Below are 24613 nucleotides of genomic sequence, written 5' to 3'. Positions count from 1 at the left end.
CGGCGTACGGGCAAAACGCCCGCACGCTTTTCTGAACGGCAGAAGACAGGAACGAACCTATGCGACAGGTCACGCGCAAAGGCCTGATCACCATGGCGGCCGCCAGTGGCGTCATCGCCATCGGCGGCGGATACGCACAAGCGGACTCCGTGGCGAACGGCGGCTCCTCGAATTCGCCGGGAGTGCTGTCCGGAAACACGGTCCAGGCCCCGGTGCATGTCCCCGTCAACGCATGCGGAAACACCGTGAACGTGATCGGGCTGCTCAACCCGACCATCGGTAACAGGTGTGCCAATACGTCCGACGGCGAGCACGGCGAGCACGGTGAGGACGGCGGCGGTGCCACGGCGGAAGGCGGAGCCGCCAACTCGCCCGGCGTCGGCTCCGGCAACCACGTGCAGGCGCCGATCGACGTCCCCGTGAACGCATGCGGGAACACGGTGGACGTGGTCGGTGTGCTCAACCCGGCCATCGGCAACAAGTGCCACAACGACTCCAGGACCAGCACGCCGCCCGGCGGGTACCCGGAGAACCCGGCCCCGGAGAACCCCAGCAACCCGGGCAACCCCAGCAACCCCACCAACCCGACTGCCCCGGGCGACGGGAAGCCGGGAGACGAGAAGCCGGACGACGAGAAGCCCGGCGAGCCGAAGCCGGGGACGCCGCAGGGCTCCGACGTGCCGTCCGGCAACGGCACGCCCGGCGGCTCACTCGCGGAGACCGGTGCCGGTTCTCTCGGCGTGGTGATCCCGGCTGCTGCCGGGCTGCTGCTGGGCGGTGCGGTGCTCTACCGCCGGGCGCGTTCGGCCGCGTAACGCAGCCGCCCGACGCCACAGGCCGGCCGAAACGGAGCGGGCCCCGCAGCCGCGGGGCCCGCTCCGTTCCTCGTTTCCTCGTTACGCGCGCGTGCAGGCACGCGTCACCACGTGGCTCGCACCTGGCGGATGATCCGTCGGCGCAGCCGCACCCTGCGACTGCCGTCCCGGTGCAGGCTCAGTCGGTCCAACTCCCAGTGTCCGTACTCGGCATGGTCGGTCAGCAGACGGGTCGCCTCCTTGCGGGACACCCCGCGAGGCACGTACACGTCGACAAATTCGTATTCCGGCATCGCATCTATTGTGCGGGCAGAGGCCCGGTACGGATAGCGTCTGCACTATGTCTGATGCTGCTCAGCCCACCGCTGCCGAGGTACGCGCCGCCGCCGAGGCGGTCAAAACCGCGCTCGACCGTCACCTCGAGGCGGTCGAGCACCGGTCGGGAGACGATGATCCGGCCGTGTACGCCGCGTTCAACGCCCTGGCCGCGGCGGCCGAGGAGTACGACGAACTGCTCTACGACCGCTACGACGAGGTGACCCCCTTCGAGATCCCCGGTACCGAGGACGCCCTCCCGTACACGGGCCCGGCGGAACCCAGCGCGATCAGCGTTCTGATCCGGCGGGACTACGTGGTGGTGGAGCCGCAGCGGCTGATCGCCCAGGCGGACCGGGTAGCGGCGGTCGACCGGGACGTGTGGCCCGACGACGGGGCCGGGGTGGGCGCGGCCCTCGGCGTGCTCTTCGGAGAATACGAAGCGGACGAGATCGCCTCCCGGCACAAGGAATTCGGACTCGCGGAGGGTGACTCCACCCTCTGGGTGTCGGCCTCCGACGAGCCCGCGGAACCGGGGGACTGGCTGAACGCGCCGTTCGACGACGCCGACCCGCAGCGGGTGCTGTGCCGGTTCGACGTCAGCTCCGTCTTCGACGACGAGCTCGACGGTGACGTGGACGGCGACGACGAGCTCGAGGTTCTCGACGCCGACCGCTGAGGCGGCAGCCACCGCCTGGTCAGTGGTCCGGCCCGCGGCGCGGCGGTGCGCGCTGCGGGCCGGCAACGGATCACTCCTCGGCAGCCCCTGGCCGGGCGCCGGTCCGGCTCGGTGCCTGAGTCGTCAGCAGGGTGCGAAGCCGGGTGGTGCGGTCCTTCGGCAGGATCTCAGCCACTGCCTTCGGCAGCGCCTGGTCGACGCCGTGCACCACCGACAAGTGACGCTCGCCACGGCCGAACGCCGTGTACACCCAGTCCCGTGACAGGGCCTGGGCCGCATCACCCGGCAGTACGACGACCACCGCGGGCCAGCGCGTCCCGACGGCCTGGTGTGCGGTGAGCGCCCAACCGTGCCGCACAGCTGTCCCCACCCGCTCCTTCGGGACGACGACGGCGGCGCCCCCGCAGTCCAGATGCAGGCCCTCGGCGTCCGCGGTGACAACGGTGCCGGAGAGCGTCCGGCCGGGCATCTGCGCGTAGGCCACGCGGTCGCCCGGGTCGAAACCCCCGAAGCGGCCCGGGCCCGGGTTGAGCCGGTCCTTGAGGGCGGCGTTCAGGGCCCGCGTCCCCGCCGATCCGCCATGGCCCGGGGTGATCACGCGGGTGCCTTCGGGCGGTACTCCGATCGCCCTCGGCACCGAGTCGGCCACCAGCTGTACGGTGCGGTGGACGGCTTCACCGGCGTCGCGCACCGGTACGATCACGACCTCTTTGCCCGGCGCATCCACCTGGCCCAGCTCACCGATGCCGACGCCCGATACGAGCTCACCGAGCGGGCCCGGGTCCGGGGTGCGGGAGGTCACCTGCGGGCAGGCGCGGGCCGCCAGCAGATCGGCGAACACCCGCCCCGGACCGGCCGACCACAGCACGCCCGGGTCCCCGCTGAGCACCAGGCGCGCTCCGTCCGGCACGGATTCGACCACGGCAGCGGCCGTCTCCACATCGAGCTGGGGTGCGTCCAGCACCACCAGCAGATCGAGCGCAAAGGCGCCCTCGGCGTCCCGCCCCGGACCCTCGGTGCCGGACAACAGCCCGGCGACCGTGACGGCCGTCGGCGCCGGCAGGGCGGCCGGGTCCCAGGCGCCGGTGCCACCGGACGCGGCAGCGACGGCCGCCGCGAGTCGGCGCTGCCCGTCCCCGGTGTGCGCCGCGGCGCAGGCCCGCAGACCGAGCGCCCGCGCCGCGGCGACCAGTACGGCGGGCTCCGCCCGGGCGGCCTCACCGCCGGTGTGCGTGACGAGTCCGCTGCCGGCGACCGCGCGGATCAGCTCGGCCGCGGAAGGCGACGGCGCCGCGGACGCGGCCCCCTCCCACTGAGCCGGGGTGGCGCCCTGCGTGCCGCCGACGTCCGCCGAGGCGGCACCGAGCAGCGAACCGAGCCGGGCCAGCCCGTCTGCGAGGCTCTCCTCGGCCAAGGCGTACCGCTCGAGTCCGATGAGTACCCGGACGGGCTGCTGCGTCTCGTCGCCGGAATCGTCCGTGGCGGGCTGCGCGGGCGAGGTGGGTTCGAGCGCGTCCTGGAAGACCAGCACGCTGCCGTCGGCGATCGCCGTGTGCAGTGCCTCGTCCGGGTCCGGCACGGTGTACTGGGCGAGCGCGCCGGTGAGCACCGACGACTCGAGCGCCGTGTGCCCCTTGGCCGCCGCCTGCTCCAGCAGCCAGCCCACCAGCGCCGTCGTCCGCCGCTCGTCCCCGGGCCCGCACTCCGTGCCCAGCAGGGCCCGGGCGAAGCCGTCGGCCTGGGTGGGCCGTACTCCGCTCACTCCGAGGAGCTGCCACGGGTTCTCGCGGAGCACCTGCGCGGCGCCGTCCCCGAGGGCGGCGGCCACCTGGGGGGCGAGGGCGGTGGGTGCCCCGCCCTCGGCCAGTACGTCCCGCACGGCCTCGACCGGCCCGGGGCCGGCGGCCGCCGTCGCCTCAGGGCGGACCTGTGGGGGAGCCGTCACCGGAGCGGCGGGACGGCGCTCCACCGGCGAGGACGCCTCGGAGTACGCCGCCGGAGGCTTCTCCCCGCTCTCCACCGCCCTTACCGCGGCGAGCAGATCGGCGGCCGGGCCGCTCAGCTTCGCGCCGACTTCCACGGGAGCACCGCGCTCGGCCTTCCGCTGCTCGATGCGCTCCCGGAGGGCCTTCTGCGCGGCCAGCTCGGCCTCGGCCTCGGACAACTGCCCCACGGCCCCGGCGTCGCCGCCTGCCTCGCCGGTGCTCCCGCCGGCCTGCGCACCGCCCTCTTCTTCGGCGGAGCCCGCGTCCCCAGCGGCGTCCTGGCCCTTCGGAGCGGCGCCCCCGCCGTCCTCCTCGGCAGCGTTCTGCTCCCGGCGCGGGTTCTCGCCGCCCGGCGCGGTCGCGTCCTCGGGGGTGCCCTCGCCGTCCTGCGTGGTGCTCCCGGCCTCGGCGGGGTCGTCGCCCGTCCCGGCGGGCCGGCCGCCGTCCCGCGCTGCCTCCCCCGGCTCGCCGCCGGCCGCCGCGGCCTCGCGCTCGGTACTCACAGCGTGCTCCAGTCCTGATCGGGGTAACGGTGCACGGGCGCCGACACGTCGTCAAGCGCCTGGCAGATCTCGTCTGGAAGACTAAGCGCCTCCACTGACAACGCTGCTGTGAGCTGCTGTGCGTTGCGCGCTCCGACGATCGGTGCGGTGACGCCGGGCCGGTCGCGGATCCAGGCGAGCGCCACCTGCAGCGGAGTGGCGGCCAGTCCGTCCGCGGCGATGGCCACCGCGTCCACGATCCGGCTCGCCGCGTCGTCGAGATACGGGGCGACGAACGGCGCCAGGTGCTCCGAGGCCCCGCGCGAGTCGGCCGGCGTCGCATGCCGGTACTTGCCCGTCAGCACGCCCCGGCCGAGCGGGGAGGACGGCAGCAGCCCGATGCCCAGGTCCAGAGCGGCAGGCAGTACCTCCCGCTCCACGCCACGCTGGAGCAGCGAGTACTCCATCTGCGTGCTGGCCAGCCGGGTCCGCACGCCGGGTGCGGCGAGCTGCCAGGTCGCGGCCTTGGCCAGCTGCCAGCCGCAGAAGTTGGACACGCCCGCGTACCGCGCGCGCCCGCTGCTGACCGCTATGTCGAGCGCCTGAAGAGTCTCGTCCAGCGGGGTCGTCGGGTCGAAGGCGTGTACCTGCCACAGGTCGACGTAGTCCGTCCCGAGCCGTTCCAGCGAGGCGTCGAGCGCGCCGAGCAGATGTCCCCGCGAGCCGTTGAAGCGCCGGTCCGGGTCGGGCACGCTGCCGGCCTTGGTCGCGATGACCAGATCGCGCCGCGGCACGAGTCCCTCGACGAGCTGCCCCAGCAGGTACTCGGCGTCGCCGTCGCCGTACACGTCGGCGGTGTCGACCAGGGTCCCGCCGGCCTCCCAGAAGGCCTTGAGCTGGTCGGCGGCGTCGTGCTCGCCGGTGTCGCGGCCCCAGGTGAGGGTGCCGAGCCCGATCCGGGATACGCGCAGGCCCGTGCGGCCGAGGTGCCTCTGCTCCATGGGCGCTGAGATTACTGGCCAGGGGCCTACACAGTGGGAGCCTGTGGACAAGTGCTCCTGACGGATCGCGTCCCGCGCGCTAGAGTCCCCCGGAACAGGGACGTTACTGATCAGTAAGGGGAGCGGCTATGCGGCTCGGTATCAACCTCGGCTACTGGGGCGCGGGGATGGACGGCGACAACCTCGAGGTCGCCAAGGAGGCGGACCGGCTCGGATACTCGGTCTGCTGGGCCGCCGAGGCGTACGGCTCCGACGCCCCCACCGTGCTCGCGTGGGTGGCCGCCCACACCGAGCGCATCGATGTCGGCTCCGCCATCCTGCAGATCCCGGCCCGCCAGCCGGCGATGACCGCGATGACCGCCGCCACGCTCGACTCGCTCTCCGGCGGCCGCTTCCGGCTGGGCCTGGGGGTGTCCGGCCCGCAGGTCTCCGAGGGGTGGTACGGCGTCAAGTTCGACAAGCCCCTCGCGCGCACTCGGGAGTACGTGGACATCGTCCGCAAGGCGATGACCCGCGAGCGGCTCTCGTACGAGGGGGAGCACTGGACCCTCCCGCTGCCCGGTGGCCCGGGCAAGCCCCTCAAGCTCACCGTCCACCCGCAGCGCGAGCACATTCCGCTCTACATCGCCGCGATCGGCCCCAAGAACCTCGAGCAGACCGGCGAGATCGCCGACGGCGCCCTGCTGATCTTCCCCTCCGCCGACCACCTCGAGGACACCGCGATCAGGCACATCCGCGCGGGCCGCGAGAAGGCCGGCAGGACGCTGGAGGACTTCGACGTCTGCCCGACGCTTCCGCTCGCCGTCGGCGACGACAAGGACGTCACCGCGCTGGCCGACATGTTCCGTCCGTACACCGCCCTCTACGTGGGCGGTATGGGCAGCCGCAAGCAGAACTTCTACAACCAGCTCGCGCAGCGCATGGGGTACGAGAAGGAAGCGGCGGAGATCCAGGACAAGTACCTCTCCGGCGACAAGGACGGCGCGGCCGCCGCGATCCCGCACCAGCTGATCGACTCGACCACGCTGCTCGGCTCCGTCGACCGCATCGCCGAGCGGATGCAGGCCTACGCCGCGGCGGGGGTGACCACGCTGACGCTGGCGCCGGCGGGCTTCACGCTCGACGAGAGGCTCAAGGCCCTGCGCGCCGGCACCGAGGCCCTGGAGCGGGCCGGTCTCGCGTAACACCGGGGACGGAGTAAGCCGGAGGAAGTCTGCGGCCGTGGTGGGGGCTCGGGGGTCTTCCCCGCCACGGCCGTCATGGGAGACAACGCGCGAGAGCCCGCTCGGTTACGCGACCGGGCGCGCCGAAGTGTCCCCCGTTCGGCGGAGTGGCCCGCCGCAGCTGTTGCCTGTTACCCGTATCCGCATTTGACTCGTTCTTTGCGGACGCCTGCATGGAGGTGGCAGTGATGCTTACGGCGCGCAGCCTGTTCCAGGAGATCTTCGACGGCGACGACTCCTTCCGGCTCTTCTGCTCCATTGCGGCCGGCGGCGAAACGCAGGGCGGTTGGGAGAACGCCCGGATCGCGGCCCTCGTGCCCCAGAGCATGATCGCGCTCGCGCCGAAGATCACCCGGCACGGGGCCGACGAGGACAAACACGGGCGGATCTTCAACGCTCTGCTGAAGAAGCGGAACCTGGAGCCGGTGCCGGTCCCCCCGGAGACCGACTACACGATGCTGCTCGAGCAGCGGGGCATCGGACTTGCCCACGAGAAGCTGCGCGGCCGTGAACCACTGAGCGAGGACGACATCGTCGTCTACCTCTCCCACAGCCGGGTCACCGAGCAGCGGGCGGCCGACCAGATGGACATGCTGGTGAAGCACTTCGGGGACCACCCCGAGGTCGGCAGGGCCATCCGGGTGATCTGTCACGACGAGGACAACCATCTCGCCTACTGTCACGAGGAGTTGCTGCGCCTGGCCCGGGAGGGGCACGGCCGCACCATCCACCGCGTCCTGCGGGAGAGCGCCCTCGCCGAGATCAGGATCTACCGGGACGTGAGCCTGGCCGTCATGAAACACATGGGCCGCCTGCTGCACTGGCCGAGGGCGAAGTCCGCGGCCCTGGCGGCCGGCATCCACGCCGTGTACGCCTACGAGCGGTTCGGCGGCTGGCACCGGATGGTCAGCCTGAAGCAGCCCGAACGCCGCAATGCGCTCGGCGGCCCCGCGACCTCGGCGGCCGAGTTCGCCTGACCTGTCGGCCGCGGGCCGTCAGAGCCAGCCGCGGCGTTTGAACAGGCGGTACAGGCCGAAGACCGCCCCGGCCATGACGAGCAGCACCACGGGGTAGCCCCAGGGCTGCGTGAGTTCCGGCATGTGCTCGAAGTTCATGCCGTAGATGCCGGCCACCATCGTCGGCACCGCCGCCATGGCCGCCCACGCCGAGATCTTCCGCATGTCGTCGTTCTGGCGCACGCCCATCTGCGCCAGATGGGCGGCCAGAGCGTCCGAGAGCAGCCGGTCGAGTTCCTCGACGTACTCGTTGGCACGCGTCAGGTGGTCGGCGACGTCGCGGAAGAAGGGCTGGGAGTGGTCTTCCACGAACGGCACCTTCGCGCCCGCGAGCCGCTCCATCGGTCCCGCCAGCGGCCCGGCCGCCCGTCGGAACTCCAGCACCTGGCGCTTGAAGTTGTAGATCCGCGCGGCCGTGTTCCGGGCGTCGCTCCCGCTGGGCTCGAACACGTCGGTCTCCAGCTCCTCCAAGTCCACCTGGAGCTCCGCGGCCACGTCGATGTAGTGGTCGACGACGGCGTCGCTCACCGCGTACAGCACTGACGTCGGACCGTGCTTGAGGACCTCCGGCTCGGACTCCAGTCTGTTGCGCACGGCGGCCAGCGGGGCACCCTCGCCGTGCCGGACCGTGACGACGAAGGAGTCGCCGAGGAACACCATCAGCTCGCCCGTCGTGACGGTGTCCTCCTTCTCCTCGTACACGACCGGCTTGAGGACCACGAAGAGCGAGTCGTCGTACACCTCGAGCTTCGGACGCTGGTGCGCCGTCAGCGCGTCCTCCACCGCCAGCGGGTGCAGGCCGAACTCGCTGCTCACGAGGTCGAATTCCTTCTCGGTCGGTTCGTGCAGGCCGATCCAGAGAAACGCGTCGCCCGTCGCGCGAGCCTTGGCCAGGGCGTCCGAGAAGTCGGAGGGGCCCTCGATCCGGCGCCCCTCCCGGTAAATGGCGCAGTCAACGATCACGCGCGCATTCTTCCCCGCCTGCCGCCCGGCACGCACCTCCCGCCGCCCGGCAGCCTAGGCTGGCGGCCATGGCAACGCTGATCCTCGTACGGCACGGACGTTCGACCGCCAACACCGCGGGGCTGCTCGCCGGCTGGACGCCGGGTGTCGCCCTGGACGAGAGCGGCGCCGCCCAGGCCGCCGCTCTGCCCGGCCGGCTCGCCGCGGTGCCGCTGGCCGCGGCCGTCACCAGCCCGCTCCAGCGCTGCCGGGAAACGCTGCAGCCGCTGCTCGACGCACGTCCGGAACTGCCCCTGCACACCGACGAGCGCATCGGTGAGTGCCACTACGGCGACTGGTCCGGACGCAAGCTCGCCGAGCTCGCCGACGAGCCGCTGATGACCGTGGTGCAGCAGCACCCCTCGGCCGCCGTCTTTCCCGGGGGTGAGTCCATGCGCGCCATGCAGGCACGCGCCGTCGACGCCGTACGGGACTGGAACGAGCGGATCGGTGAGGAGCACGGCGAGGACGCCGCCTATCTGATGTGCTCGCACGGCGACATCATCAAGTCCCTGGTGGCCGACGCGCTCGGCATGCATCTCGATCTGTTCCAGCGCATCTCCGTGGAACCCTGCTCGGTCACGGCGATCCGCTACACCCGGCTCAGGCCTTTTGTCGTACGGCTCGGGGACACTGGAGACCTCGCCGCCCTTGCCCCGGCGCAGCGCGAGACCGCCAACGGCGGGGAAGCGGTGGTCGGGGGCGGCGCAGGCGCGGCGTGATCGCCGGGCGCAGTAGGGTGGACGGGCCGAACGCCGGTGCAGTCACGGGCCGGCGGCTGACGCAGTCGATGTAGATCCCCAACGCCGAACCCCCTGGAGACTGGACGTGTCCCGTCAGGTGTTCCTCTACGACCCCCCGGACCGCTTCGTGGCCGGTACGGTCGGGCTGCCTGGGCGCCGTACGTTCTTCCTGCAGGCCTCGTCCGGGACGCGCGTAACGAGCGTCGCCCTGGAGAAGACCCAGGTTGCCGCGCTGGCCGAGCGCATCGACGAGCTGCTCGACGAAGTGGTACGCCGCACCGGCGGCAGCGCACCGGTACCGGCCGTCGCCCCTACCGAGGTCGCGGACACAGCGCCTCTGGACGCTCCCGTCGAGGAGGAGTTCCGGGTCGGCACCATGGCGCTCGCCTGGGACGGCGACGAACAGCGCATGATCGTCGAGGCGCAGGCTCTGGTGGAACTGGACGCCGACTCCGAGGAGGACCTCGCGGAGGCCGAGGAGCGGCTGCTCCAGGACGAGGAGAACGGACCGCCCATGCTGCGGGTGCGGCTGAGCGGCGTCCAGGCCCGCGCTTTCGCCAAGCGGGCCCTAGACGTCGTGAACGCCGGCCGGCCACCGTGCCCCCTGTGCAGCCTGCCGCTCGATCCGGAGGGACACGTATGCCCCCGCCAGAACGGATACCGTCGCGGAGCATGAGTGCGGCGGACGAGGTCATTGTGCTCACCGGATCCGAGGTGCCCCCGGTTCCCTCTGTGCTCACTGTGCTCGGCAAGGGCGAACTCACGGTGCGCGGCCGGATCCGCGAGGCGTCGAACGCGGCGCTTTTCTGTGTGGCCGAGTACGAGGGCCGGCAGGTCACCTGCGTCTACAAGCCCGTCGCCGGTGAGCGACCGCTGTGGGACTTCCCCGACGGCAACCTCGCCCGGCGCGAGCTGGCCGCCTACGAACTCTCCGAGACCACCGGATGGGGGCTGATCCCGCCCACCGTGCTGCGTGACGGGCCCTACGGCGAAGGCATGTGCCAGTTGTGGATCGAGGCGGACGCCGAGGCCGCGCCGCTGCTGAGCCTCGTCGAGGCCGACGAGCCCGGAGCGGGCTGGAAGGCGATTGCCTTCGCCGAGGTGGGCGAGGGACGCACGGCGCTGCTGGTGCACGCCGACGACGACCGGCTTCGGCGGATGGCCGTCCTCGATGCCGTGATCAACAACGGCGACCGCAAGGGCGGGCATCTTCTGCCGGCCGTCGGGGGACGGCTCTACGGCATCGACCACGGAGTGTCGTTCAACGTCGAGGACAAGCTGCGCACGCTGCTGTGGGGCTGGGCGGGAGAGCCGCTGACGCCGGAGGCGGTCGAAGTGCTGGGCCGGCTGGACAGCGCACTGGCCGAAGGCGCCCCGCTGGCCACCCGACTGGCCGAGCTGATCACCGTGGCGGAACTGGACGCGGTACGCGAGCGTGTGGCGGAGCTGCGTACCACTGGGCGGCACCGGGAACCCTCCGGCCAGTGGCCCTCGATCCCCTGGCCCCCGGTGTAGGCTCCTTTCCGGCTCGTGCCCACGACGCCCGGCACGGTCGATCGGACCCGGTCCGGAAGAAGCCCTGGCCAGAGGCGCATCGGGGCTTGAAAGTCAAGAGCGCCGATCACGCCAAGAGCGCAGATCCGGTTCGTGTACGGAACTTCCGCCCGGTTAGGCTCATAGGCATGTATGCCTGGCCCGCTTCTGAGGTTCCCGCCCTGCCCGGCAAGGGCCGCGACCTCCGGATCCACGACACCGCGACCCAAGGGGCGATCACCCTCGCCCCCGGTCCCGTCGCCCGTATCTACGTCTGCGGCATCACGCCGTACGACGCGACCCACATGGGTCACGCGGCGACCTACAACGCGTTCGACCTCGTTCAGCGCGTGTGGCTCGACACCAAGCGGCAGGTTCACTACGTCCAGAACGTGACGGACGTCGACGACCCATTGCTCGAGCGGGCCATCCGCGACGGGCACGACTGGACCGAGCTCGCGGAGCGCGAGACGGCACTGTTCCGCGAGGACATGACCGCCCTGCGGATGCTTCCGCCGCAGCACTACATCGGCGCGGTGGAGGCGATACCGGGAATCGTGCCGCTCGTCGAGCGGCTTCGCGACGCGGGCGCCGCCTACGAGCTCGACGGGGACGTGTACTTCTCCGTCGAGTCGGACGCCCACTTCGGCGCGGTGTCCAATCTGGACGCCGAGGCGATGCGGCTGCTGTCCGCGGAGCGCGGCGGAGACCCGGACCGCCCGGGCAAGAAGAACCCGCTCGATCCGATGCTCTGGATGACCGCCCGTGAGGGCGAGCCGAGCTGGGACGGGGGGAGTCTGGGCCGGGGCCGGCCCGGCTGGCACATCGAGTGCGTGGCCATCGCCCTCGACCACCTCGGCATGGGTTTCGACGTGCAGGGCGGCGGCTCCGACCTCGCCTTCCCTCATCACGAGATGGGCGCTTCGCACGCCCAGGTGCTCACCGGTGAATTCCCCTTCGCCCAGGCCTACGTACATGCCGGCATGGTCGCGCTCAACGGCGAGAAGATGTCGAAGTCCAAGGGCAACCTGGTCTTCGTCTCCAAGCTGCGCCGCGACGGCGTCGACCCGGCCGCGATCCGCCTGACCCTCCTCGCGCACCACTACCGCGCCGACTGGGAGTGGACGGACGACGTGCTCGACACTGCCGTCGAGCGGCTGGGCCGGTGGCGCGCCGCCGTCTCGCGCCCCGACGGACCGTCCGCAGACGCGCTCGTCGAGGACATCCGTGAGGCGCTGGCGAACGACCTGGACGCCCCGGCCGCGCTCGCGGCGGTCGACCGCTGGGCCGCGCTTCAGCAGTCCGAGGGCGGTACGGACGAGGGGGCACCCGGCGTGGTGTCACGCGCCGTCGACGCCCTCCTTGGCGTGGCCCTGTAGCCGCCTCCTCGTCACTCTCCTGTTCACAACCGCCCCCCGGACCGTGAGTCCGGGGGGCGGTTCCGTTCGGAGCGGCGGCAGTTGCAGTTGCTTCCCGGGGTCCAGGGCCCGGACTTCACCGCGATCCCCGGACCGGTGTCGCCCTTCGGGTCGACCTGGGCGGCACCCGACTTCCCAACGGCGACGGGCTGTTGCTGCTGGGCCGGACCATGTACGTCGTTCAGCAGCAGAACGCCATGGACGTGCTGCGGCTCGACGACGCGGGGAGCCGGGGTACGGCGATCACCCGGATCACCGACCCGGAGCGCTTCAGGATCCCCACCACCGCCGCTGCCTGGCGCGACCGCATCTATCTGCCCAATGCGCGCTTCGACGTGGAGCCGAAGCCGGACACCGAGTACGACGTGGTGTCCGTCCCCAGGGCGTTACAGCGGCTGTCACAGCAGTAGGGGTGATGCGTCCGGCATCGCCCCCACTGCCGCGGGTCTACTCCTCCTCGGCGTCCCCGGGCCCGCTGTCATCGCTCTCGGCGCTGCCCGGCTTCTCCCCGCGCTCCTCACGCTCCGCGCGCGGCGGCCTGGGCGGTCGGGTCCGCCCGCTCGAGGTGTCGCGGAGGTACGAAGCGTCGCCGCCCTCCGTGGCGTGTCCGCCGGCGGACTGGCCAGGACCGGGGCCACCGTCCCGCCGCCGCAGATAGCGCTCGAACTCCCGGGCGATGGCCTCACCGGTCGCCTCCGGCAGCTCCGCAGTGTCCCGCGCCTCCTCCAGCGTCTGGACGTACTCCGCCACCTCGCTGTCCTCGGCGGCCAGTTGGTCCACACCGAGTTGCCAGGCCCGCGCGTCCTCGGGCAGTTCGCCCAGGGGGATGCGCAGATCGATGAGGTCCTCCAGGCGGTTGAGGAGGGCGAGTGTGGCCTTGGGGTTGGGCGGCTGCGACACGTAGTGCGGCACCGCGGCCCACAGGCTCACCGCCGGCACACCCGCGTGCGTACAGGCCTCCTGAAGGATGCCGACGATGCCGGTCGGCCCCTCGTACCGGGTCTCCTCCAGATCCATCGTCCGTGCGAGGTCGGGGTCGGAGGTCACTCCGCTGACAGGTACCGGGCGGGTGTGCGGGGTGTCACCGAGCAGGGCGCCCAGGATCACCACCATCTCGACGCCCAGCTCGTGGGCGAATCCGAGGATCTCGTTGCAGAACGAGCGCCATCTCATGGACGGCTCGATGCCGCGGACCAGGACGAGGTCGCGGGGCTTGTCCCCGCCGACGCGGACCACGGAGAGCCGGGTGGTGGGCCAGGTGATCTTCCGTACCCCGCCGTCCAGCCACACAGTGGGCCGGTTGACCTGGAAGTCGTAGTAGTCCTCGGCGTCGAGCGCCGCGAACACCTCGCCCTTCCACTCCCGGTCCAGGTGTGCGACCGCGGTGGAGGCGGCGTCGCCGGCGTCGTTCCAGCCCTCGAACGCGGCCACCATGACCGGGTCGATCAGCTCGGGAACCCCCTCGAGCTCGATCACCCAGTGCCTCCTTCCGAAGTTCTCTTGTGTACGGGCCAAGCCTACGGCTTGCGGGTGCCCTGATCGCAGTCCCCCGTACGGCGGGTGACGTCGCGCGGGGGCCGGCAGCGGTCGGGGCTGCCTCCCGGGCTCATCGCATTCGTCCGAGCTGTCGGCGCGCGGACCGCCCCGGGCCCTGGACTCGTGTCCCGGTTCATCGCCATAGACCGGGTGACGACAAAAGATCCGATGTCCTTGCCTCCTGTTGCCCGGACCCGAGCATTCCGCCGCCCATGTCGTGCTTGCAATCGGTGGTCGACGTGATGACGCTGGGGGGTGTGCCCCCACTCCGGAACCAGTTCCGCGACGGGTGGTCGTCATCGTCGCCCGGCGGAACCGGGGCGTCTGTCGCCCCGGTGCGCGCTCGCGGAATGCCGGCCCAACTCTGGCATGAGCTGGTCACGCGCGGGCTACTCGACCGTGATGTACCCCTGCCGCTGGGAGAGTGAGTCATGCGCATCGACGCCCACCACCACCTCTGGGACCTGTCTCGCCGCCCCCAGTCGTGGATGGACGGTTCATGGGCGGACCCCTTGCGCCGCACCTTCACTCCGGCCGACCTCCAACCGGAACTGACCGCGCACGGCGTCGACATGAGCGTCGCCGTCCAGACGAGCGCCTCCTACGACGAGACCCGCGAGCTCCTCGCCACCGCCGACGGGGCCGGCTGGATCGGCGCCGTCGTCGGATGGGCCGACCTCACCGACCCGGGGCTGCCCGCCGTACTGGCGGAGCTGCGGTCCGGCCCAGGCGGCGAAAGGCTGCGCGGCATCCGCCACCAGGTCCGGGACGAGCCGGACCCGCTCTGGCTCGTGCGGCCCGAGGTTCGCCGGGGCCTTGCCGCGGTGGCGGACGCGGGCCTGGTCTACGACCTGCTCGTCACCCCGCGCGAGCTCCCGGCCGCGATCGAGGTGGTACGGGAGGTACCTCAGCTGGCCTTCGTCCTCGACCACGCGGCGAAGCCGGCCGTGGCGCAGCGGCGGTGGCAGCCCTGGGCGGACGCCATCACCGAGCTGGCCGGTGAGCCGCACGTGAGCTGCAAACTGTCCGGACTGGTCACCGAGGCGGACTGGGAGAAGTGGCGGCCGCAGGAAGTGCTGCCCTACGCCCGCCACGTACTCGACGCCTTCGGCCCGCACCGAGTGCTCTTCGGGTCCGACTGGCCGGTGTGCACACTCGCGGCCGACTACCGGGAAGTGCTGGCGCTTGTGGAACAGGCCACCACCCACCTGACCGTCCTGGAACGGGCGGCGGTGTTCGGTGACACCGCCGCGCGCGTGTACGGCCTGAACACCCGCTAAAGCGTCGAGCGCAGCCGCTGCTCCACGCCTGCGATGTGCACGGTCGCCCAGGACCGGGCCGCCTCCGCGTCCCGGTCGCGGAGGGCGGTGAGGATTGCCCGGTGCTCGTGCAGCGTGCGGCTCACCGCGTCCTCCTCGGTGGGCCCGCGCCGGACATGGCCCCGAGTAACCGGCGCGGACAGCCCGTCCAGCAGGGAGCACAGTACGGAATTGCCCGCCGCCCGCACGATGCCCCGGTGGAACTCCAGATCGGCGGCGGCCAGTTCCTCGGCCGACTGCTGTGGGCCGAGCGCGTCCAACTGGGCGGTCAGCCGGTCCAGTTCGGCATCAGTGATCCTCGAGGCGGCCATCGCGATGGCGGCCGGTTCCAGGATCCGCCGTACCGCGAGGAATTCCAGCGCGGTGTCGTCGCGGTGGAATTCCACCACGAAGCTCAGCGCCTCCAGGAGCAACTGCGGGTCCAGGCTGGTGACATAGGTGCCGTCGCCCTGGCGTACATCGAGAATGCGGATCAGCGACAGCGCGCGTACCGCCTCGCGCAGGGAGTTGCGGGAGAGGCCCAGGTCGGCGGCGAGTTCGCTCTCCTTGGGGAGCCGGTCACCGGGGCGCAGCGCGCCCGAGACGATCATGCCCTTGATCCTCTCGATCGCTTCGTCGGTGACGGCCATGGCGCGACCTCCTCGTTGTGTCCGGCCACCCTCGGCCAGACATCCGATGTATCGCTCCATTATGACGGGACATGGCCGAGGGGCGGTCCGCCGGTACGGACCGCCCCTCGTAATTTTCCGTGTCAGGCCTTACGGCTCAGCATGTCCTGGACCCGGGCGCGGACGTCCTCGGTGTCGAGACCGCGGATCGTCAGCGTCGTACGGCGGCGCAGCACATCGTCCACCGTCTCGGCCCACTCGTTGTCCCGGGCGTACACGACCTGCGCCCAGATCTCCGGACCGTCCTCGTGGATCCGCTCGCCGAGGGCCGGATCCTCGTTCACCATGCGCGCGATGTCGAACGAGAGCGAGCCGTAGTGGGAAGCGAGGTGGCGTGCGGTCAGCGGGTCCATCCGGGAACCCGGCTCCTGGTCCACCAGCAGCCGGTGGGCGACGGCGTTGGGGTTGGCGACCCCGGGCAGCGGGACCCGACGTACCAGAGATGACATCGGCTCCATGTCCTCCGTCAGCGGGCTGCCCGGCAGCTTCGCCAGCTTGTCCATGACCACCCGGCCGATGTGCCGGTACGTCGTCCACTTGCCGCCCGCGACGGACAACATGCCGCCGCGGCCTTCGGAGACGACCGTTTCCCGCTTTGCCTTCTCCACGCCCCCGGGGCCGCCGGGCAGCACCCGCAGGCCGGCGAAGGCGTACGTCATCAGGGACGGGTCCAGGTCCGCGCCCTGTACGGAGAACGCGGCCTCGTCGAGGATCTGCTGGATGTCGGACTCGGTGGCCCGCACGTCCGCCGGGTCGCCCTCGTACCTCTCGTCGGTCGTACCGAGCAGCAGCTGGTCCTCCCACGGCAGGGCGAACGTGATGCGGTACTTGTCGATCGGGGTGGCCATGGCGGCCCTCCACGGCGACTTGCGCTTCATCACGATGTGCGCGCCCTTGGAGAGGCGGATGGACGGCATGGAGTGCTTGTCCTCCATGCGCCGCAGGTGGTCGACCCACGGGCCCGTCGCATTGAGCACGACGCGCGCGTTCACGCCGAACTCGGTGCCGTCGAGCCGGTCCTTGAGCTCCGCGCCCGAGACCCGGCCGTGCGTCATGCGCAGCCCGGTGACCTCGGCGTGGTTCAGCACGACCGCACCGGACTCGACGGCCGCGCGGACCGTCATGACGGCGACCCGCGAGTCGTTCATCTGGTGGTCGTAGTAGACCGCGACGGCCTTGAGGTTGTCCGTCCGCAGACCGGGGTTGTTGGCCACGGCCTTGGCGGGCGATATGACCTTGCCGACGCCGTCACCGAAGGCGGACAGCGCCGAGTAGGCGAAGACGCCGGCGCCCAGCTTGGCGGCACCCACCGGGCCGCCCTTGTAGACCGGCAGGTAGAAGGTGAGCGGGTTGACCAGGTGCGGGGCGACGTCCTTGGCCAGTACACGCCGCTCGTGGTGGTTCTCCGCCACGAGCTTCACCGCGCCGGTCTGCAGGTAGCGCAAGCCCCCGTGGACCAGCTTGGAGGAGGCGGAGGAGGTGGCGCCGGCGAAGTCGCCGGCGTCCACCATTGCCACCCGCAGCCCCGACTGCGCCGCATGCCAGGCCACCGAAGTGCCCAGGATGCCGCCGCCGATCACCAGCAGGTCGTACGTGGCCTTGGCCAGTAGCTCTCTGGTCTCGGCCCGGCCCGCCACATGAGATGCCATACGTGAACCGGCAGTCGGGTGCGTCCCGAGGGCCGGGACGCTCTGCAGGGTGCTCATCTTTACTCCTCGTCAGTTTCCTCGTCGAGCCAGCCCATGGAACGCTCCACGGCCTTGAGCCAGTTCTTGTACTCGCGGTCCCGCTGGTCCGCCTCCATGCGGGGGGTCCACTCGGCGGCCCGGCGCCAGTTGGCGCGCAACGCGTCGGTGTCCGGCCAGAAGCCGACGGCCAGGCCGGCGGCGTAGGCAGCGCCGAGGCAGGTGGTCTCGGCGACCATCGGGCGCACCACGGGTGCGTCCAGGAAGTTCGAGAGCGTCTGCATCAGCAGGTTGTTGGAGGTCATTCCGCCGTCGACCTTGAGTGCCGTCAGCTCGACACCGGAGTCCTTCGTCATGGCGTCCGTAATTTCGCGCGTCTGCCAGGCGGTGGCTTCGAGTACGGCACGGGCGATGTGCGCCTTGGTGACGTACCGGGTCAGGCCCGCGATCACGCCGCGGGCGTCGGAACGCCAGTACGGAGCGAAGAGGCCGGAGAAGGCGGGCACGAAGTACGCGCCGCCGTTGTCCTCGACGGAGGACGCCAGCGTCTCGATCTCCGCGGCGCTGTTGATCAGGCCCATCTGGTCGCGCATCCACTGGACGAGCGCTCCGGTGATGGCGATCGAGCCTTCGAGGGCGTATACGGGCGCCTCGTCGCCGATCCGGTAACCGACGGTCGTCAGCAGGCCGTTGTAGGAGTTCACGGGCTCACTGCCGGTGTTCATGAGCATGAACGTGCCGGTACCGTACGTGGACTTGGCCTCGCCCTCGGCGAAACAGGTCTGGCCGAAGAGGGCCGCCTGCTGGTCACCGAGCGCCGATGCGACCGGGACCCCGGCGAGGGCGCCGCTCTTGGCGTGCCCGTACACCTCGGCGGACGAACGGATCTCCGGAAGCACCGCGGCGGGTACGTCCATCGACTGGAGGATCTTCTCGTCCCACTCCATGGTGTGCAGGTTCATCAGCATGGTGCGCGAGGCGTTGGTGACGTCGGTGACGTGCACACCGCCGTCGACACCACCGGTCAGGTTCCAGATGACCCAGGAGTCCATGGTGCCGAAGAGGATCTCGCCGCGCTCGGCGCGCTCACGCAGGCCCTCGACGTTGTCGAGCATCCAGCGGATCTTCGGGCCGGCGAAGTAGGACGCGAGCGGAAGACCCGTCTCCCGGCGGAAGCGGTCCTGGCCGACGTTGCGGCCGAGTTCCTTGCAGAGGGCGTCGGTCCGGGTGTCCTGCCAGACGATGGCGTTGTGCACCGGCTCGCCCGTGTTCTTGTCCCAGAGCAGCGTGGTCTCACGCTGGTTGGTGATGCCGATCGCCTTGACGTCGGCGGCGGTGAGGCCGGCCTTGGCCACCGCGCTGTCGACGACCTCCTGGACGTTCGTCCAGATCTCGGCGGCGTCGTGCTCCACCCAGCCGGGCTTGGGGAAGATCTGCTCGTGCTCCTTCTGGTCGACGGCGACGATGCGCCCGTCGCGGTCGAAGACGATGCAGCGGCTGGAGGTGGTGCCCTGGTCGATCGCGGCAATGAACGGGCCGGTGCCGTGGGAGTGGGTGCCGGGGGTGTGAGCGTCGGTCACGGATTACTCCTGCGAAGTCTGGGAGGGGCGGCTTAGGCGAACGCGAGCTTGTAGATACCAGCTGCGAGGGCTCCGCCGATCAGCGGGCCGACGACAGGGATCCAGGCGTAGCCCCAGTCCGATCCGCCCTTGTTGGGCAGCGGCAGCAGGGCGTGCACAATGCGCGGGCCCAGGTCACGGGCCGGGTTGATGGCGTATCCGGTCGGGCCGCCGAGCGAGAGGCCGATACCGACGACCACGAGCGCGGTGATCAGCGCGCCGAGGGTACCGAGACCCTTGCCGCTGTCGTTGAGGCCCTGTGTCAGGACCGCGAGCACGAGTACGAGGGTGCCGAGGATCTCCGTGGCCAGGTTCTGGGCCACGTTCCGGATCTCGGGACCGGTGGAGAAGACGCCGAGCACATGTCCGGCCTTCGGCGCCGCGGCATGGTCGACCAGGCCCTCGTCGCCGGTCTTTACGGCCAGGATCTCCGGGTCCGTGAGGTGGGCCTGGAACTGTCCGTAGTACGCGATCCAGACCAGGAAGGCGCCGATCATGGCGCCGATCATCTGACCCGCGAAGTACACCGGGACGTTGCCCCAGTCCCCGTCCTTGATCGCGATACCGACGGTGACCGCGGGGTTGAGGTGAGCACCGGAGAGCGTGCCCGTCATGTAGACGGCCGTCAGCACCGCGAAGCCCCACCCGAAGGTGATCGCGAGCCAGCCGGCGTTCTGAGCCTTCGAGCGCTTGAGTACGACGGCGGCGACCACGCCGCCGCCGAGCAGGATGAGTACGGCGGTACCAATGATCTCGCCGATGAAGATGTCGGAGCTGGACACCCGCGACTCCTTTGTCCTTCGTCCAGGGGAAGGCGAACCCCGGGTCCCTCCGGTGGTCCGCGCACTCGGTGAGTGCGTTAACCGGCCTTTGGCGTTGCCACACCTTAGCGCGTATTGCCGGTAGGTGTTCGGCATTGCCGACCGATGAACGGCAGTTTTTCGCCCCGGTTAACAGCGCGTCAAGAGATCGATGGCCGAAAGTCGTATCGTTACCGTCCGCTCGGCCGGAGCGTCAGAAGCGACCGGCGCCCAGGTCCCGGGAGACGGCGCGGGCGCAGTCCCGGACCGCCGCGACCAGTTCGGACCGCAGCTCGCCGTCGCCGTTGCAGACCCGCTCGACGGCGCCCGACACGGCGATCGCGCCCACCGGCATCCGGCGCCGGTCGTGGATGGGGGCGGCCACCGAGGCCACGCCGTCCCACGTCTCCTCGACATCGGCCGCCCACCCACGGGCCCGGGTCAGGTCGAGCACCGACTCGAAGTCCTCCAGGGCGGTGACGGTCCGGGGCGTGAAGGCCGCGCGGTCGTTCTCGAGGACCTCGCTGTGGGCCACCGGGTCGTATGCGGACAGGACCTTGCCCAGGGCGGTGGAGTGCAGCGGCTGCATGGCCCCGACCTCCAGGACCTGACGGCTGTCGTCGGGCCGGAACACGTGGTGCATGATCAGCACGCCCTGCTGGTGCAGCACCCCGACGTAGACGCTCTCACCGCTGGACCTCGCCAGGTCGTCGGTCCACACGAGGGCGCGCGCCCGCAGTTCGTGGACGTCCAGGTAGCTGTTGCCGAGCCGCAGCAGTTCCGCGCCCAGCTGGTAGCGGCCGGAAGCCGGGTCCTGCTCGACGAAACCCTCGGCCTGCAGGGTGCGCAGAATGCCGTGCGCGGTGCCTTTGGCCAGGCCCAGCGAAGAAGCCACGTCCGACAGTCCCAGCCGCCGCTCGCCGCCGGCGAGCAGCCGCAGCATCGCAGCCGCCCGCTCGAGCGACTGGATGTTCCGTGCCATTGCGCAGCCCCTCCACTCAGTTCGACAATGCTGAACAGTATCGGTCGATGCCGACCTCGTGCACTATCGACAGAGTCTGTCAAGGCAACCAGCGGCGGGGCACCCCGGGGCGACAGCATGCCGTCCGGCCTGTGGGACACCCTCACCGGGCAGGAGTGTGCCGGTTACGCTGGCCGCGTGCGCCTTCCGTCAGAGGGTGCAAAGCCGACAGCCGTCGCACTCCAGGGAGCTCATCCATGGCCTCGTTGCCGAACCCGTCCGCCGACAGCCAGATCCGGGCCGATGCCCTCCGTGAGGCGCTGGCCACCCGCGTGGTGGTCGCCGACGGAGCCATGGGGACGATGCTCCAGGCGCAGGACCCCACGCTCGACGACTTCGAGCAGCTCGAGGGCTGCAACGAGATCCTCAACGTCACCCGGCCCGACATCGTGCGCACGGTGCACGAGGAGTACTTCGCGGTCGGCGTGGACTGCGTCGAGACGAACACGTTCGGCGCGAACCTCTCCGCCCTGGGTGAGTACGACATCCCCGACCGGATCTTCGAGCTCTCCGAGTCCGGTGCGCGGATCGCCCGCGAGGTGGCGGACGAGTTCACCGCCTCCACGGGGCAGCAGCGCTGGGTCCTGGGCTCCATGGGGCCCGGCACCAAACTGCCGACGCTGGGCCACGCCCCGTACGACAAGCTGCGCGACGCCTACCAGCAGAACGCCGAGGGCATGATCGCCGGCGGCGCCGACGCGCTGCTCGTCGAGACGACCCAGGACCTGCTGCAGACCAAGGCCGCGATCCTCGGGGCCCGCCGCGCCCTGGACGCCGGCGGGATCAGCCTCCCGCTGATCTGCTCGGTGACCGTGGAGACCACCGGCACGATGCTGCTGGGCTCGGAGATCGGCGCGGCGCTGACGGCACTGGAGCCGCTCGGCATCGACATGATCGGTCTGAACTGCGCCACGGGTCCGGCCGAGATGAGCGAGCACCTGCGCTACCTGGCCCGCAACTCCCGCGTCCCGCTCTCCTGCATGCCCAACGCCGGACTGCCGGTCCTGGGCAAGGACGGCGCGCACTACCCCCTGACGGCGGCCGAACTGGCGGACGCGCAGGAGACGTTCGTGCGCGAGTACGGGTTGTCGTTGGTGGGCGGATGCTGCGGTACGACGCCCGAGCACCTGCGGCAGTTGGTGGAGCGGGTCCGTGACATGACCCCCACCGTCCGTGATCCGCGCCCGGAGCCGGGTGCGGCCTCGCTCTACCAGACCGTGCCTTTCCGGCAGGACACCTCATACCTCGCGATCGGCGAGCGCACCAACGCCAACGGCTCCAAGAAGTTCCGGGAGGCCATGCTGGAGGCCCGCTGGGACGACTGTGTGGAGATGGCGCGGGACCAGATCCGCGAGGGTGCCCACATGCTCGACCTCTGCGTCGACTACGTCGGCCGGGACGGCGTCGCGGACATGGAGGAGCTGGCCGGCCGGTTCGCCACCGCCTCCACGCTGCCGATCGTGCTTGACTCCACGGAACTCGACGTCATCCGGGCCGGGCTGGAGAAGCTGGGCGGCCGCGCGGTCATCAACTCGGTGAACTACGAGGACGGCGACGGCCCCGACTCGCGCTTCGCCAAGGTGACCGCGCTCGCGGTGGAGCACGGCGCGGCCCTGATCGCGCTGACCATCGACGAGCAGGGCCAGGCCAGGACCGTCGAGCACAAGGTCGCCATCGCCGAACGGCTGATCGAGGACCTCACCACCAACTGGGGTGTCCACGAGTCCGACATCCTCATCGACTGCCTGACGTTCACCATCTGCACCGGCCAGGAGGAGTCCCGGGGCGACGGCATCGCCACCATCGAGGCGATCCGTGAGCTCAAGCGGCGCCACCCGGACGTCCAGACCACCCTCGGCCTGTCCAACATCTCGTTCGGGCTCAACCCGGCGGCCCGGCTGGTGCTGAACTCCGTCTTCCTGGACGAGTGCGTCAAGGCCGGCCTGGATTCGGCGATCGTGCACGCGTCGAAGATCCTGCCGATCGCCCGGCTCGAGGAGGAGCAGGTCCAGGTCGCCCTCGACCTCATCCACGACCGGCGCAGCGAGGGCTACGACCCGCTGCAGAAGCTCATGGAGCTGTTCGAGGGCGTCAACACCAAGTCGATGAAGGCCGGCCGGGCCGAGGAACTCCTCGCACTGCCGCTCGACGAGCGTCTGCAGCGCCGGATCATCGACGGTGAGAAGAACGGCCTCGAAGCCGACCTCGACGAGGCCCTCCAGGACCGCCCCGCCCTCGACATCGTCAACGACACGCTGCTGGAGGGCATGAAGGTCGTCGGAGAGCTGTTCGGCTCCGGCCAGATGCAGCTGCCGTTCGTGCTCCAGTCCGCCGAAGTCATGAAGACCGCGGTGGCACATCTGGAGCCGCACATGGAGAAGTCGGACGCGGAGGGCAAGGGCACGATCGTGCTGGCCACCGTCCGCGGCGACGTGCACGACATCGGCAAGAACCTGGTCGACATCATCCTGTCCAACAACGGCTACAACGTCGTCAACCTCGGCATCAAGCAGCCGGTCTCCGCGATCCTGGAAGCCGCCGAGGAGCACCGGGCCGATGTGATCGGCATGTCCGGGTTGCTGGTCAAGTCCACCGTGATCATGAAGGAGAACCTGCAGGAGCTCAACCAGCGCAAGATGGCGGCCGACTTCCCGGTGATCCTCGGCGGTGCGGCGCTGACCAGGGCGTACGTCGAGCAGGATCTGCACGAGATTTACGAGGGCGAGGTCCGCTACGCCCGCGACGCCTTCGAGGGCCTGCGGTTGATGGACGCCCTCATCGCGGTCAAGCGCGGCGTCCCCGGCGCCACCCTCCCCGAGCTCAAGCAGCGCCGGGTGCGGCCCCCCGCCACCGTCGTGGCGGAGGAGCGTCCCGAGGAGGGCGCCGCCCGCTCGGACGTGGCCGTCGACAACCCGGTGCCGACGCCGCCTTTCTGGGGTACCCGCGTGGTCAAGGGCATCGGCCTCAAGGAGTACGCCTCCTGGCTCGACGAGGGCGCCCTCTTCAAGGGCCAGTGGGGCCTGAAGCAGGCCCGGACCGGTGACGGACCCACGTACGAGGAGCTGGTGGAGACCGAGGGCCGGCCCCGGCTGCGCGGCTGGCTCGACAAGCTGCACACCGACAACCTGCTGGAAGCGGCAGTCGTGTACGGATATTTCCCCTGTGTGTCCAAGGGCGATGACCTGATCCTGCTGAACGAGGACGGCTCGGAGCGCACCCGCTTCAGCTTCCCCCGCCAGCGCCGCGGCCGTCGGCTGTGCCTGGCGGACTTCTTCCGCCCGGAGGAGTCCGGCGAAACCGATGTCGTCGGTCTGCAGGTCGTCACGGTCGGCTCACGGATCGGCGAGGCCACCGCCGAGCTCTTCGAGGCCAACGCCTACCGCGACTACCTCGAGCTCCACGGCCTGTCCGTCCAGCTCGCCGAAGCCCTCGCCGAGTACTGGCACGCCCGCGTCCGGTCCGAGCTCGGTTTCGCGGGTGAGGACCCCACCGACGTGGAAGACATGTTCGCGCTGAAGTACCGCGGCGCCCGCTTCTCCCTCGGCTACGGTGCCTGCCCCGACCTTGAGGACCGGGCGAAGATCGCCGACCTTCTCCAGCCGGAGCGGATCGGCGTCCACCTCTCCGAGGAGTTCCAGCTCCACCCGGAGCAGTCCACGGACGCGATCGTCATCCACCACCCCGAGGCGAAGTACTTCAACGCCCGGTAGCACGCCTCCCGCGTTGCCGCAGCGCACGCCGAGCGGACACGTC

Annotated in this window: 20 protein-coding genes and 1 pseudogene; 11 read left to right on the top strand and 10 right to left on the bottom strand. The window is 70.7% G+C overall.

Features of this window, described 5'->3' with window-relative positions; genetic code table 11:
• Positions 1-59 precede the first annotated feature (59 nt).
• On the top strand, positions 60-815 hold the full coding sequence (locus tag AB0M62_RS08845) for a chaplin family protein (RefSeq protein WP_366073416.1): 756 nt from the start codon (positions 60-62) through the stop codon (positions 813-815).
• Between the two features lie 104 nt (positions 816-919).
• Here AB0M62_RS08845 and AB0M62_RS08840 read toward each other — a convergent pair whose 3' ends face one another.
• On the bottom strand, positions 920-1108 hold the full coding sequence (locus AB0M62_RS08840; protein WP_005319466.1) for a DUF5703 family protein: 189 nt from the start codon (positions 1106-1108) through the stop codon (positions 920-922).
• 47 nt (positions 1109-1155) lie between these two features.
• On the opposite strand from AB0M62_RS08840, the gene AB0M62_RS08835 reads away from it, so the two are divergent.
• Positions 1156-1809, top strand: a complete 654-nt coding sequence (locus AB0M62_RS08835; protein WP_366073415.1) for a hypothetical protein — start codon at positions 1156-1158, stop codon at positions 1807-1809.
• Positions 1810-1879: 70 nt separating this feature from the next.
• Here the strand turns inward: AB0M62_RS08835 and AB0M62_RS08830 are convergent, their stop codons facing one another.
• Both AB0M62_RS08830 and AB0M62_RS08825 read right to left on the bottom strand, forming a co-directional pair.
• The gene (locus AB0M62_RS08830; RefSeq protein ID WP_366073414.1) at positions 1880-4297 is read right to left on the bottom strand and encodes a helix-hairpin-helix domain-containing protein; all 2418 of its coding nucleotides are present in this window, start codon (positions 4295-4297) and stop codon (positions 1880-1882) included.
• Entirely contained in the window at positions 4294-5277 is a 984-nt protein-coding gene (locus AB0M62_RS08825) for an aldo/keto reductase (protein WP_366073413.1), read from the bottom strand. Before AB0M62_RS08825 ends, AB0M62_RS08830 begins: the two co-directional genes overlap by 4 nt.
• A 128-nt stretch (positions 5278-5405) precedes the next feature.
• Between AB0M62_RS08825 and AB0M62_RS08820 the strand changes: the two genes are divergently transcribed.
• Together AB0M62_RS08820 and AB0M62_RS08815 are read left to right on the top strand one after the other, a co-directional pair.
• Positions 5406-6461, top strand: coding sequence for an LLM class F420-dependent oxidoreductase (locus AB0M62_RS08820; protein ID WP_366073412.1), 1056 nt, complete (start codon positions 5406-5408; stop codon positions 6459-6461).
• A 227-nt stretch (positions 6462-6688) separates the two neighbouring features.
• Positions 6689-7477 carry a ferritin-like domain-containing protein gene (locus tag AB0M62_RS08815; protein ID WP_366073411.1) on the top strand — a complete coding sequence of 263 codons (789 nt, stop codon included), beginning with the start codon at positions 6689-6691 and terminating at the stop codon, positions 7475-7477.
• Between the two features lie 18 nt (positions 7478-7495).
• Here AB0M62_RS08815 and corA read toward each other — a convergent pair whose 3' ends face one another.
• Complete coding sequence (gene corA / locus AB0M62_RS08810) at positions 7496-8479, bottom strand: magnesium/cobalt transporter CorA (RefSeq protein WP_366073410.1); 984 nt, start codon at positions 8477-8479, stop codon at positions 7496-7498.
• A 68-nt stretch (positions 8480-8547) separates the two neighbouring features.
• Between corA and AB0M62_RS08805 the strand changes: the two genes are divergently transcribed.
• From AB0M62_RS08805 to AB0M62_RS08785, 5 genes and pseudogenes are all read left to right on the top strand, one after another.
• Entirely contained in the window at positions 8548-9240 is a 693-nt protein-coding gene (locus tag AB0M62_RS08805) for a histidine phosphatase family protein (RefSeq protein WP_366073409.1), read from the top strand.
• A 106-nt stretch (positions 9241-9346) separates the two neighbouring features.
• Positions 9347-9937, top strand: a complete 591-nt coding sequence (locus AB0M62_RS08800) for a DUF3090 domain-containing protein (RefSeq protein WP_366073408.1) — start codon at positions 9347-9349, stop codon at positions 9935-9937.
• The gene (locus tag AB0M62_RS08795) at positions 9901-10776 is read left to right on the top strand and encodes an SCO1664 family protein (RefSeq protein WP_366073407.1); all 876 of its coding nucleotides are present in this window, start codon (positions 9901-9903) and stop codon (positions 10774-10776) included. The genes AB0M62_RS08800 and AB0M62_RS08795 overlap by 37 nt, the downstream gene beginning before the upstream one ends.
• A gap of 167 nt (positions 10777-10943) precedes the next feature.
• Complete coding sequence (gene mshC, locus AB0M62_RS08790) at positions 10944-12173, top strand: cysteine--1-D-myo-inosityl 2-amino-2-deoxy-alpha-D-glucopyranoside ligase (protein ID WP_366073406.1); 1230 nt, start codon at positions 10944-10946, stop codon at positions 12171-12173.
• Positions 12174-12277: 104 nt separating this feature from the next.
• Positions 12278-12622 (top strand): annotated as a pseudogene (locus AB0M62_RS08785) (superoxide dismutase); the annotation flags it as partial.
• A 37-nt stretch (positions 12623-12659) separates the two neighbouring features.
• On the opposite strand, the gene AB0M62_RS08780 reads toward AB0M62_RS08785, so the two are convergent.
• Positions 12660-13688 (bottom strand): PAC2 family protein, encoded by a 1029-nt coding sequence (locus AB0M62_RS08780; RefSeq protein ID WP_366073405.1) that lies wholly within the window; start codon positions 13686-13688, stop codon positions 12660-12662.
• Between the two features lie 491 nt (positions 13689-14179).
• Here AB0M62_RS08780 and AB0M62_RS08775 point away from each other — a divergent pair, with 491 nt between their 5' ends.
• Entirely contained in the window at positions 14180-15028 is an 849-nt protein-coding gene (locus AB0M62_RS08775; RefSeq protein WP_366073404.1) for an amidohydrolase family protein, read from the top strand.
• Here AB0M62_RS08775 and AB0M62_RS08770 read toward each other — a convergent pair.
• From AB0M62_RS08770 to AB0M62_RS08750, 5 genes are all read right to left on the bottom strand, one after another.
• Positions 15025-15696 carry a FadR/GntR family transcriptional regulator gene (locus AB0M62_RS08770; RefSeq protein WP_366073403.1) on the bottom strand — a complete coding sequence of 224 codons (672 nt, stop codon included), beginning with the start codon at positions 15694-15696 and terminating at the stop codon, positions 15025-15027. The two genes, AB0M62_RS08775 and AB0M62_RS08770, sit on opposite strands and share 4 nt — an antisense overlap.
• A 122-nt stretch (positions 15697-15818) precedes the next feature.
• Positions 15819-17441: a glycerol-3-phosphate dehydrogenase/oxidase gene (locus tag AB0M62_RS08765; RefSeq protein WP_366073402.1), complete on the bottom strand. Its 1623-nt coding sequence runs from the start codon at positions 17439-17441 to the stop codon at positions 15819-15821.
• Positions 17442-17443: 2 nt separating this feature from the next.
• A complete protein-coding gene (gene glpK, locus AB0M62_RS08760; RefSeq protein ID WP_366073401.1) occupies positions 17444-19000 on the bottom strand; it encodes a glycerol kinase GlpK in 1557 nt (518 codons plus the stop codon).
• A 32-nt stretch (positions 19001-19032) separates the two neighbouring features.
• Entirely contained in the window at positions 19033-19821 is a 789-nt protein-coding gene (locus AB0M62_RS08755) for an MIP/aquaporin family protein (protein WP_366073400.1), read from the bottom strand.
• Positions 19822-20053: 232 nt separating this feature from the next.
• On the bottom strand, positions 20054-20821 hold the full coding sequence (locus AB0M62_RS08750; protein ID WP_366073399.1) for an IclR family transcriptional regulator: 768 nt from the start codon (positions 20819-20821) through the stop codon (positions 20054-20056).
• 236 nt (positions 20822-21057) lie between these two features.
• On the opposite strand from AB0M62_RS08750, the gene metH reads away from it, so the two are divergent.
• Positions 21058-24570: a methionine synthase gene (gene metH, locus AB0M62_RS08745; protein WP_366073398.1), complete on the top strand. Its 3513-nt coding sequence runs from the start codon at positions 21058-21060 to the stop codon at positions 24568-24570.
• The last annotated feature ends 43 nt before the right edge of the window (positions 24571-24613 follow it).

The sequence above is a fragment of the Streptomyces sp. NPDC051219 genome (genome assembly GCF_040682335.1).
Lineage (GTDB): Bacteria > Actinomycetota > Actinomycetes > Streptomycetales > Streptomycetaceae > Streptomyces.
The sequence above is the reverse complement of the archived record's forward strand: the minus strand, read 5'-3'. Positions and strand labels throughout refer to the sequence as shown.